This is a genomic window from Tahibacter soli (assembly GCF_025717065.2).
GTDB lineage: Bacteria > Pseudomonadota > Gammaproteobacteria > Xanthomonadales > Rhodanobacteraceae > Tahibacter > Tahibacter soli.
Window position 1 is genome coordinate 183,921 of the sequence record NZ_JAOVZO020000003.1, and the last position, 11,499, is coordinate 195,419.

The window sequence follows — 11,499 nt, forward strand, 5'->3', positions numbered from 1 at the left end:
GCGGACAGAGACTATGAACAAGCCGGCAGCTGCCAAGACCAAAAAGAAAGTCAAGCGCGTCGTTACCGACGGTATCGTCCACGTGCAGGCGTCCTTCAACAACACGGTGATCACCATCACCGACCGTCAGGGCAACGCGTTGTCCTGGGCGACGTCGGGCGGCGCGGGTTTCCGTGGTTCGCGCAAGTCGACGCCGTTCGCCGCGCAGGTCGCTGCCGAGAAGGCCGGCCGTGCTGCGCTCGATTACGGCCTCAAGACGCTCGAAGTGCGCATCAAGGGCCCCGGCCCGGGCCGCGAGTCGGCCGTGCGTTCGCTGAACGCGCTCGGCTACAAGGTCACCAACATCATCGACGTCACGCCGATTCCGCATAACGGCTGCCGTCCGCCCAAGCGTCGCCGCGTGTAAGGAGCTCCGACATGGCACGTTATATCGGTCCTACCTGCAAGCTCGCGCGTCGCGAAGGCGCAGACCTCAGTCTCAAGAGCCCGGCTCGCGCCGTCGACTCCAAGTGCAAGCTCGAGCAGAAGCCGGGCCAGCACGGTGCGGCGCGCAAGGGCAAGATGTCCGACTACGCCGTTCAGCTGCGCGAGAAGCAGAAAGTCAAGCGCATCTACGGCCTGCTCGAACGCCAGTTCCGCAGCTACTACGCGAAGGCGTCGCGCAAGAAGGGCAATACCGGCGATTCGCTGCTGCAGATGCTTGAACAGCGCCTCGACAACGTCGTCTATCGCATGGGTTTCGCGGTCACGCGCACCCAGGCCCGCCAGCTCGTCGCCCACAAGGCGATCGAAGTGAACGGCAAGAAGGTCAATCTGCCGTCGTTCCAGGTCAAGGCCGGCGACCAGATCGCGATCGTCGAAAAGTCGCGCGCCCAGTTGCGCATCCAGGAAGCCCTGACCCTCTCGCAGGAGATGGATCTGGCGCCGACCTGGGTCGAAGTCGATGCGAAGAAGTTCAGCGGCATGTTCAAGTCGGTGCCGGAGCGTTCCGATCTGCCGTCCGACATCAACGAAGCGCTGATCGTCGAACTTTATTCGAAGTAATTCTGGAGAGTTGGCTACATGGCCCTTTCGTCTACCACCGTTTTGCGCGCGCGCGGTATCGGCGTCGAGCGCATCGGCCAGAACCGCGCCAAGGTGATCGTCGAGCCGCTTGAGCGCGGCTTCGGCCACACGCTCGGCAACGCGCTGCGCCGCGTGCTGCTGTCGTCCATCCCGGGCGCGGCCATCACGGAAGTCGAAATCGACGGCGTGCTGCACGAGTACACGACCCTCGAAGGTCTGCAGGAAGACGTGATCGAAGTCCTGCTGAACTTGAAAGACGTCGCGATCCGCATGCATGGACAGGACGAGGCGACCCTCAGCCTGAGCCGCAAGGGCAAGGGCGTGGTCACCGCCGGCGACATCAAGGTCGATCACAACGTCGAGATCGTCAATCCCGACCACGTGATCTGCCATCTGACCAAGGACATCGCGCTCAACATGCGGCTCAAGATCGTCCGCGGCGTCGGCTACCAGCCGGCCACCGCGCGCCGTTTGCCGGAAGAAGAGTCGCGTCCGATCGGTCGCCTGCAGCTCGATGCGTCGTTCTGCCCGGTCCGTCGCGTGGCCTACGAAGTCGACGCGGCCCGTGTGGAACAGCGCACCGACCTCGACAAGCTCGTGCTCGACGTCGAAACGAACGGCACGATCGACGCCGAAGACGCCGTCCGCAAGGCGGCCGAAATCGTGCAGGATCAGCTTTCGGTATTCGGCGACTTCACGCGCCGCGAAAGCGCCGACACGAAGGCAGAGAAGGGCGGCGTCGACCCGCTGCTGCTGCGTCCGATCGACGATCTGGAACTGACCGTGCGCTCGGCCAACTGCTTGAAGGCCGAAAGCATCTACTACATTGGCGACCTCGTGCAGAAGACGGAAGTCGAGCTGCTCAAGACGCCGAACCTGGGCAAGAAGTCGCTGACCGAGATCAAGGACGTGCTTGGCGCGCGTGGCTTGTCGCTCGGGATGAAGCTCGAAAACTGGCCGCCGATGGGTCTGACCCACGGCATGATGGGCTGAGCGGCCGAGATAATCTAAGGAAACACGACCATGCGTCACATGAAGTCCGGCCGTAAGCTCAACCGCAACAGCAGCCACCGCGAAGCGATGTTCAAGAACATGGCGTCGTCGCTGTTCAAGCACGAGCTGATCAAGACCACCCTGCCGAAGGCGAAGGAACTGCGTCGCGTCGCCGAGCCGCTGATCACGCTCGCCAAGACCGACGGCGTCGCCAATCGCCGCCTCGCGTTCGCGCGTCTGCGCGACAAGGTTGCCGTCGGCAAGCTGTTCGTCGACCTCGGCCCGCGTTACCGCGAGCGCAAGGGCGGCTATCTGCGCATCCTGAAGTGCGGCTTCCGCGCCGGCGACAACGCGCCGATGGCGTACGTCGAACTCGTCGACCGCCCGCGCGCCGCGAGCGACGACGCGGCCGAGTAAGCCTCGCGCAAGATCGAAAGAGCCCAGGCGGCGACGTCCTGGGCTTTTTTTGCCTGCGGGATCGAAGGATGACCTTGTCCGCAACCGATACGCGCAACGCCTGGACGTTTGCCACCGTCGTCGCACTCGCATGGCTCGCGGCCTGCGTCTACGCCGCGACCGGCGCCGAACTGCGCGGCGACGAGTACGCGCATGTGCCGCAATTGGAACTTTTCCTGCGCGGCGACTGGCGCTTCATGCGCGATGCGATGACCACCGTGCCGGCGTATCACGCGCTGATCGCCTCGATCATGCGCGCGCTCGGCCTCGACGGGCTCGGCGCCGCGCGCGTGATCGCGGGCGCCGCGTGCCTGTTCGCGATCGCCGGCTTCGTGCGCCTGCGGCGTGCGGCGCTCGGACGCGACGACTGGCTCGGCGATGCGCAGTTCGCCGCGTTTCCGCTGATGGCGCCGTTCGCGTTCCTGATCTACACCGACGTCGCGTCGCTCGCCGCAATGCTGTGGGCGACCGAAGCGAGCGTCCGCGCACGGCATCTGCGCGCGGCGCTGATCCTCGTGTTCGCGCTCGCGATGCGGCAGAACAACGTGTACTGGATCGCGTTCCTCGTCGCGCTCGCCGCGTGGCCCGCGCTGCGCGCGCAAGGGTTCGCGAGCCTGCGCACGACGCTGCCGCCGCTGTGGCCGTATCTCGTGCCGTGCGTCGTGTTCGCCGGCTACTGGGCGTGGAACGGATCGATCTCGTTCTCGCCGCTGCAGTCGGCGATGCATCCGGACGCGAGCCTTCACGTCGGCAATCTGTACTTCATGCTGTTCTGCGCCGCGCTGCTGTTGCCGCTGCAGGTGCTCGACGGCCTGCGCCGCTACGCCGCGCAGTTGCTCACGCGGCCATGGCTGATCGTGCTGCCGCTGGCGCTGGTCGGACTGTATTACGCCGCGTTCGCGGTCGATCACCCGTACAATCTGATCGAAAATTCGGTGTCGTGGCGCAATCGCACGCTGCAGCTGACGCAGGCATCGGCTGCGTTCAAGGCGCTGTTCGGTGTCGTCGCCGCGCTCGCGGCCGTCGGCATCGCCTGGCAGCCGCTCGTCAACGCTTCGGCGCGCTGGCTGTATCCGCTCGGCGCGCTGTTCGTGTGCCTGTCGTGGCTCGTCGAACAGCGCTACTACCTGATCCCGCTCGCGTTGTTCCTCGCGTTTCGCGTACCGCTGTCGCGCCGCGCCGAATTGGCGACGCTGGCACTTTGGTGCATTCTCGCGGTCTTCCTGTTCCACGGCATGATTTCCGGGAACTGGTACCTGTAGGTCTTGTCTGCACCTTTCTCATCGTCGGATCCGAAACATGCAACTGAACCCGTTCCGGTGGCCGTTTCGCGGCCAGTATCTTTTAGGCGCCGTCGCCTGCGTCGCGTTGCTCGCGTATGCGCTGTTCGCGCAATTCCAGCTCGGCAAGGATCCGTGCCCGCTGTGCATCCTGCAGCGCATCGCGTTCGCGGCGATGGGCGTGTTCTTTCTGCTCGGCGCGATCCACGGTCCGCGCGGATGGGGGCGCAAGGTCTACGCGATCCTCGTGCTGATCGCCGGCGGCATCGGCGCGGCGATCGCGGGCCGTCACGTGTGGCTGACGCATCTGCCGGCCGACCAGGTGCCCTCGTGCGGCCCGGGCCTGGGCTACATGCTCGACACCTTTCCGCTCGGCAAGACGCTGCAGCTCGTGCTGACCGGCTCGGGCGAATGCGCCAAGGTCGACTGGACGTTCCTGGGCCTGTCGATGCCGGCATGGTGTCTCGTCTGGTTCGTCGGCCTCGCGCTGTTTGCGCTGATCGCCGCGTGGAAGCGCGACAAGTCGCCGTACGGCCCGCCGATACGATAATTGGCAATAACGGCGCCGCGTCGGCGCTAATGCGCTTGCGTGCGGGAACCGCTGTGGCAAGATCGGTTTCCGCAACGCAACAAAGCCAGACGTGTCATGAGATCGAGCGAGCGCAGCATCACCCCGGTACGTGAAGCCAAGGACTGGAGCCCGGCTTCGTGGCAAACCCGGCCGGCCGTGCAGCAGCCGCGATATCCGGACGCCGGCGAGCTCGAACGCGCGCTGGTCAAGCTCGCGGCGCTGCCGCCGCTCGTCACGTCGTGGGAAGTGATGAACCTGCGCCGGCAGATCGCCGACGCGCAGGAAGGCCGCAGCTTTCTGCTGCAAGGCGGCGACTGCGCCGAGAGCTTCGACGACTGCTCGTCGGGCCTCATTTCCAATCGCCTCAAAGTGCTGCTGCAGATGAGCCTCGTGCTCGTGCACGGACTCAAGCTGCCCGTCGTGCGCGTCGGTCGCTTCGCCGGCCAGTACGCCAAGCCGCGTTCGGCCGACGTCGAAACGCGCGGCGACGTGACGCTGCCGTGCTACCGCGGCGACATCGTCAACGGCGTCGACTTCACCGAAGCGGCGCGCCGGCCCGATCCGCAGCGCCTGATCGAAGGCCATTCGCACTCCGCGCTGACGATGAACTTCGTGCGCGCGCTGATCGACGGCGGTTTCGCCGACCTGCACCACCCGGAATACTGGGATCTCGACTGGGTCAGATACTCGCCGCTGCAGAACGAATACCAGCGCATGGTCGAATCGATCGGCGATTCGCTGCGCTTCATGGAAACGCTGCACGGCGCGCCGATCGGCAGTTTCTCCCGCGTCGATTTCTACACGTCGCACGAGGCGCTGGTGCTTCACTACGAACAGGCGCAGACGCGTCAGGTGCCGCGCCAGTGGGGCTGGTTCAACCTGTCGACGCATTTCCCGTGGATCGGCATGCGCACCGCCGACGTCGACGGCGCGCACATCGAATACTGCCGCGGCATCCGCAACCCCATCGGCGTGAAGGTGGGGCCGTCGGTGAAGCCCGAGCAGTTGAAGCGCCTGCTCGCCGTGCTCAATCCCGACAACGAACCGGGCCGCCTGACGCTGATCCACCGCATGGGCGCCGACAAGATCGAGCAATACCTGCCGGCGCTGGTCGAGGCCGTGAAGTCCGAAGGCGCGCGCGTGCTGTGGACGTGCGATCCGATGCACGGCAATACCGAATCGACCAACGTCGGCGTCAAGACGCGCCGCTTCGAAAACATCCGCGGCGAACTCGATCGCGCGTTCGACATCCATGCCGCGTGCGGTTCGCGCCTCGGCGGCGTGCATCTGGAGCTCACCGGCGAGAACGTGACCGAATGCCTCGGCGGCGCGCGCGATCTCACCGAAACCGACCTGGCACGCGCGTACCGGTCGACCGTCGATCCGCGTCTGAACTACGAACAGTCGATCGAGCTTGCGATGCTGATCGTGCGCAAGCAGGCCGGTTCCGCGCCGGTTGCGCGATCCGTCTGACGCGTTTCGCCACACGCCGTACCGAACGATCCCGGCCGCGGCCGGGATCGTCGTTTCCGGCGTGCCGATGCATGACTTTCGTCCTGTAGCGCGGCCTGAACGGACCGCTATGCTCGGGCCTTTGTCGCCGTGATGGGGATCGCGCATGCGCAGAACGATGCTTCGTATACACCGACCGGCCGCCGCGCTCGGCGTGCTCGTCGGGTTGGCCGGATCGATCGGCGGCGCGCTCGCGCAGGTCGATACCGCGCCGGTCGAGGGGCTGCGTGAAAACACACCGGGCCTGATCGCGCTGCGCCATGCGCGGCTCGTCGTCAAACCGGGGCAGGTCGTCGAAGACGGCACGCTCGTCATGCGCGACGGCGTCATCGTCTCGGCCGGCAGCGGCGCCGCGCCGGCCGACGCGCTCGAGATCGATCTCGCCGGCAAGACCGTGTTCGCCGGCTTCGTCGACGCGCAGACCGACTACGCGCAGGTTGCCGATCCCGCGCCGCCCGCGTCGCAGCCGCCGATCGCCATGCCGTTCTCGCCGACGCCGCAGCAGGGCGCTCGGCACTGGAACAGCAAGGTGCGGCCCGAGCGCGACGTCGCGCAGCAGCTGAAGCCCGACGCGAAGAAGGCCGAAACGCTGCGCAAGCTCGGTTTCACGACGGTGCTGAGCGCACCGGACAAAGGTATCTTTCGCGGACAAAGCGCGCTTGTAGCCTTGGGCGAGTCGACGCGCGCGAACGACGTGCTGATCAAGCCGCAGGTCGCCCAGCATCTCGCCTTCGAACTCAGCCGCTTTCCGGCGAACGAGTACCCCGGTTCGCTGATGGGTGCGATCGCGCTCATGCGACAGACGTTCTACGACACGCGCTGGCAGCACGATCGGCTCGCCTGGCAGGCCAAGCACCGCGATGCCGAGCGCCTGGAAGCGAACCTCGCGCTCGACGCGCTCGAAGCGCCGCTCGCCGGCCGCCAGCCGGTGCTGTTCGCGACCGAGGACGAACTCGACTACGCGCGCGTGCTGGCGCTTGGCGCCGAGTTCAAGCTCAAGCTGATCCTCGGCGGCAACGGCTACGAATATCGCGAGGTCGCGCGCATCAAGAACGCCGGCGTGCCGGTCGTCGTGCCGCTCGCGTATCCCGAAGCGCCCGCCGTCGAAGATCCCGAGCGCGCGCTCGACGTGGGCCTGGCCGAACTCGAACACTGGGAATGGGCGCCGTTCAACGCGCGCGTGCTCGCCGAGGCGGGCGTGCCGTTCGCGATCACGTCGGCGGGCCTTAAGAAGCCCGAGGAACAGTTCTGGGCGAACCTGCGCAAGGCGGTGGCGAGCGGTCTGGACGAGCAGTTCGCGCTCGCCGCGCTGACCGTGCAGCCGGCGACGATGCTCGGCGCGGCCGACAAGCTCGGCACGCTCGAACCGGGCAAGCTCGCGCAGATCGTCGTCGCCGACGCGGACCTCTTCCGCTCCGACAAGGCGCGCATCTACGAAACCTGGATCGACGGCAAGCGCTACGCCGTCGCGAGCGTCGACACGCCCGATCCGCGCGGCGTGTGGAACCTCACGTGGCGCGGCGTCAACGGCCCGGCGTCGATCGAGATCGGTGGCGACCTGCCCGACCTCACCGCGAAGGCCGGCGACAAGAGTTTTCCGGTCAGCGTCGGCGACCGGCGCCTGAGCCTGTATCCGCCGGGCGAGCTCGTCGGCGTCAAGCGCGAGCGGCTCGCCGTCGTGCTGTCGCTGACCGCCGACGGCGTCGAAGGCCGCGGCCAGATCGACGGCGCGCGCGAGTTCCAGGTCAGCGGCAAGCTCGCGACGGCGAAGCCGCGCGTCGCGGACGCCGCGAAGGCGAAACCGGCGCTGCCGTCGCGCGAGCGCCGTTATCCGTATGGCGAATTCGGCCGCCTCGCGCCGCCGCCCGCGCAGAACCTCGTCGTGCGTCACGCGACGATCTGGACGCAGGGGCCGCAGGGCAAGCTCGAAGACGCCGACATCGCCGTCGCGAACGGCAAGATCGTCGCGGTCGGCAAAGGCGTCAAGGCGCCGGCCGGCGCGGTCGAGATCGACGGCCGCGGCAAGCACGTCGCGCCCGGCATCATCGACACGCATTCGCACATGGCCGTCGCCAAGGGCGTCAACGAAGGTTCGCACGCGGTGACGAGCGAAGTGCGCATCGGCGACGCGCTCGATCCGACCGACATCTCGATCTACCGCGTGCTCGCCGGCGGTACGACGTCCGCGCAGCTCCTGCACGGCTCGGCGAACCCGATCGGCGGCCAGTCGCAGATCATCAAGATGCGCTGGGGCGCCGATGCCGACGGCCTGCGTTTCGAAAACGCGCCGCCGACGATCAAGTTCGCGCTCGGCGAAAACGTCAAGCAGTCGAACTGGGGCGACACGTTCACCAAGCGCTATCCGCAGACGCGCATGGGCGTCGAGCAGATCGATCTCGACACGTTCCTCGCCGCGCAGGAATACGGCGAGGCGCTGGCGAAGCAGGGCAAGTCGGGCGAACCGGTGCGGCGCGACCTGCGCCTGGAAACCGTCTGGGAAATTCTGCAGAAGAAGCGTTTTGTCCATATCCACAGTTATCGCCAGGACGAAATCCTCGCGTTCGCGCGCCTCGCGCAGCGCTTCGGCATCGTGCCGGTGTTCCAGCACATCCTCGAGGGCTACAAGGTGGCCGACGTGCTCGCGAAGCTCGGCGCCGGCGCGTCGGGTTTCACCGACTGGTGGGCGTACAAGATGGAAGTGGCAGACGCCATTCCGTACAACGGCGCGCTGATGGCGAAGCAGGGCGTGGTGGCGTCGTTCAATTCCGACTCCGACGAACTGTCGCGGCGCCTCAACACCGAGGCCGCCAAGGCGATCAAATACGGCGATCTCTCCGAAGTCGAGGCGTTCAATTTCGTAACGATGAACGCGGCGAAGAACCTGCGCATCGACCAGCGCGTCGGCTCGCTCGAAGCGGGCAAGGACGCCGACTTCGCGATCTGGAACGCAAGTCCGTTGTCGTCGCTCGCGATGCCGGAGCAGACCTACGTCGACGGCCGCAAATACTTCGACCGCAACGACGATCTCGCCGAGCGCGCGCGCATCGAGACCGAGCGCGAACGCCTGATCGGCAAGATCCTGCCCGAGCGCGTCAAGGCGCTCGCGAAGAAGGACGACAAGAAAGACAAGAAGGACGACGGCGCCAAGCCGCAGTTCGCGGGGTCTCACGACGGCGGCGTCACGACCGCCGATCTCGTGCACTTCGCGACGTTGCGCGGCCCGTACCACGACGGCGAACCGGTCAATACCTGCTCGGCGCAGGAGGCTCACTGATGAAAACCCTGTTGATTGCCGTACTCGCAGCGCTCGCCGGTTCCGTGCACGCCGCCGACAAGCCCGTGGTGCTCGCGGGCGCCGACCTCTACACCGTCAGCCACGGCGTGATTCCGCGCGGCGAGCTTCTGATCGAAGGCGGCAAGATCGCCGCCCTCGGCGCCAAAGTCGACGCACCGGCGGGCGCCGAGCGCATCGACCTCTCCGGCAAGCGCATCTATCCGGGCTATCTCGCCGCCAACAGCAACATGGGCCTGACCGAAGTCGACGCCGTGCGCGCGACGGTCGACCAGGCCGAAGTCGGTGCCGTCAATCCGAACGCGCGCGCGCTCGTCGCGGTCGACGCCGACAGCGAACTGCTGCCGGTCGCGAGAGCGAACGGCGTGCTCAGCGTGCTGGTCGTGCCGCAGGCGGGCGACGACGGTCTGCTCACCGGACAGTCGGCGCTGATCAAGCTCGACGGCTGGACCTGGGAAGAAATGAGCCTCAAGGAGCCGGTCGGCGTACATCTGGCGTGGCCGTCGACGCGCGTGCCGCCGTGGCTGCCGCGCGAGGCGCAGGAGAAGGCGGCGGAAGCGGCGAAGAAGAAGCTCGGCGAGATCGATCAGGCGTTCCGCGACGCGCGCGCCTATCGCGCGGCGAAGGGCGCCGGCAAGAAGGATCTGCGCTGGGAGGCGATGATTCCGGTGCTCGACGGCAAGACGCCGCTGTTCGTGCACGCGGACAACGCCGTGCAGATTCGCGAAGCACTGGAATTTTCCAGGCGTGAACAATTGCGCATCGTGCTGGTCGGCGGCGTCGACGCGTGGCGTTTCGCCGATACACTCAAGGCGCGCGACGTGCCGGTGATCCTGGGTTCGTCGCACAACCTGCCGCTGCGGCGTTGGGAAGCGTACGACACGATCTACGCGAACGCGGGCAAGCTTGCGAAAGCAGGCGTGCGCTTCGCGATCGCGAACGACGCGCAGGGCTCGTCGAACGAGCGCAACCTGCCGTACCAGGCGGCGAGCTACGCGGCGTTCGGCCTCGGCGCAGAGAACGCGCTGCGGGCGATCACGCTGAGCCCGGCGGAAATCCTCGGTGTCGCCGATCGCCTGGGCTCGCTCGACGCGGGCAAGGACGCGACGCTGTTCGTCGCGAACGGCGACGCGCTGGAAGACGCGACGCAAGTCGAGCGCGCGTGGATACAAGGCCGCGAAGTGAACATGGCGAACAAGCAGACGCGGTTGTACGAAAAGTACCAGCGCAAGTACGAAGGCAAGCCGCGCGACTGAGCGCACGGCCGGGCGATACGCACAGCGCATCGCCCGGCCGCCGCATGGCGCGGCGACGACGTACACTACGGCGATGAATCGGGACGCACGCAAGGCAGCGGCGGAAGAAACGCTGCGCATCATCGAGCGCGGCAGCTATGTGGCGCCGCGCGGCGCCACGATCGTAGTCGCCGCCGCGATTCGCGAATGCCGCGAGGCCACGCGGTTGTATACGCCGGACGATCTGTCGGCGCTCGAACGCGACGTGCTGGCGCGACCGTCGCCGGGTTTCGCGACGCGTATCGAAGTCGTCAACGAAACGACGCTGGCCGGCGTGCGAAGGCTCGTCGCCGAGGCCGGCGACGTGGCCGCGCTGAACTTCGCATCGGCGAAAAATCCGGGCGGCGGTTTCCTGAGCGGCGCGCAGGCGCAGGAAGAATCGCTCGCGCGCAGCTCGGCGCTGTATGCCTCGCAACTCGCGGCGCCGGCGTTCTACGAGCGACATCGCGCGTCGACGTCGCTGCTGTATTCCGACACGATGATCGCATCGCCGCGATGCCCCGTCTTTCGCGACGACGACGGTGCGCTGCTCGACGTGCCGCGCTTCGTGAACTTCATCACCAGCGCCGCGCCGAACGCCGGCGCGATCGCGCAGCAGCGGCGCGACGAGCTGCCGCTGATCGAGGCGACGTTGCGCCGTCGGGCGGGCTATGTGCTGGCGCTGGCGGCGTCGCAAGGGTGGCACCGGCTGGTGCTCGGCGCGTGGGGTTGCGGCGTGTTTCGCAACGATCCACGCCGCGTCGCGGCGATGTTTGCCGAGCCGCTGCGCAGTCCGGAGTGGTGCGGCCGTTTCGAGAGCGTCGTATTTTCGGTGTTCGATACGACATCGGCCGAATCGACATTTCGCGCATTTCACGACGAACTGGCGTCGTAGCGAATAGCGAGCAAAGCGTTGCCGGCCGCTCGCCTGAGGTCGACGCATTCGTCTGCGGTGGTATTGCCCGCAAATCTCAGATCCTGAAACCGATGTCGCCCACCATCGGCACAGTCGGCAGGTCGTGTCCGAGCGTTGAGCGTTCGTGATCACGTTTTTCG

10 protein-coding genes are annotated in these 11,499 nt (G+C 66.8%); all 10 read left to right on the plus strand.

Annotation, left to right across the window (positions count from 1 at the left end; translation table 11 throughout):
- Nucleotides 1-13: 13 nt before the first annotated feature.
- The 10 genes from rpsK to OD750_RS03265 all read left to right on the plus strand — a co-directional run bounded on the left by rpsK (nt 14) and on the right by OD750_RS03265 (nt 11,338).
- Complete coding sequence (gene rpsK / locus OD750_RS03220; protein WP_257385382.1) at nt 14-406, plus strand: 30S ribosomal protein S11; 393 nt, start codon at nt 14-16, stop codon at nt 404-406.
- A gap of 11 nt (nt 407-417) precedes the next feature.
- A complete protein-coding gene (gene rpsD / locus OD750_RS03225) occupies nt 418-1,044 on the plus strand; it encodes a 30S ribosomal protein S4 (RefSeq protein WP_263542769.1) in 627 nt (208 codons plus the stop codon).
- An 18-nt stretch (nt 1,045-1,062) separates the two neighbouring features.
- A complete protein-coding gene (locus OD750_RS03230; RefSeq protein ID WP_263542770.1) occupies nt 1,063-2,058 on the plus strand; it encodes a DNA-directed RNA polymerase subunit alpha in 996 nt (331 codons plus the stop codon).
- A 30-nt stretch (nt 2,059-2,088) separates the two neighbouring features.
- Nucleotides 2,089-2,475: a 50S ribosomal protein L17 gene (gene rplQ, locus OD750_RS03235; protein ID WP_263542771.1), complete on the plus strand. Its 387-nt coding sequence runs from the start codon at nt 2,089-2,091 to the stop codon at nt 2,473-2,475.
- 68 nt (nt 2,476-2,543) lie between these two features.
- Entirely contained in the window at nt 2,544-3,776 is a 1,233-nt protein-coding gene (locus OD750_RS03240) for a Dol-P-Glc:Glc(2)Man(9)GlcNAc(2)-PP-Dol alpha-1,2-glucosyltransferase (RefSeq protein ID WP_263542772.1), read from the plus strand.
- Between the two features lie 43 nt (nt 3,777-3,819).
- Nucleotides 3,820-4,344 (plus strand): disulfide bond formation protein B, encoded by a 525-nt coding sequence (locus tag OD750_RS03245; RefSeq protein WP_263542985.1) that lies wholly within the window; start codon nt 3,820-3,822, stop codon nt 4,342-4,344.
- A gap of 96 nt (nt 4,345-4,440) precedes the next feature.
- Nucleotides 4,441-5,838: a class II 3-deoxy-7-phosphoheptulonate synthase gene (locus OD750_RS03250; RefSeq protein ID WP_263542773.1), complete on the plus strand. Its 1,398-nt coding sequence runs from the start codon at nt 4,441-4,443 to the stop codon at nt 5,836-5,838.
- A gap of 145 nt (nt 5,839-5,983) precedes the next feature.
- Complete coding sequence (locus tag OD750_RS03255; protein ID WP_272841766.1) at nt 5,984-9,151, plus strand: amidohydrolase family protein; 3,168 nt, start codon at nt 5,984-5,986, stop codon at nt 9,149-9,151.
- Nucleotides 9,151-10,425: an amidohydrolase family protein gene (locus OD750_RS03260; RefSeq protein ID WP_263542775.1), complete on the plus strand. Its 1,275-nt coding sequence runs from the start codon at nt 9,151-9,153 to the stop codon at nt 10,423-10,425. The genes OD750_RS03255 and OD750_RS03260 overlap by 1 nt, the downstream gene beginning before the upstream one ends.
- A 73-nt stretch (nt 10,426-10,498) precedes the next feature.
- On the plus strand, nt 10,499-11,338 hold the full coding sequence (locus tag OD750_RS03265) for a TIGR02452 family protein (RefSeq protein WP_263542776.1): 840 nt from the start codon (nt 10,499-10,501) through the stop codon (nt 11,336-11,338).
- The last annotated feature ends 161 nt before the right edge of the window (nt 11,339-11,499 follow it).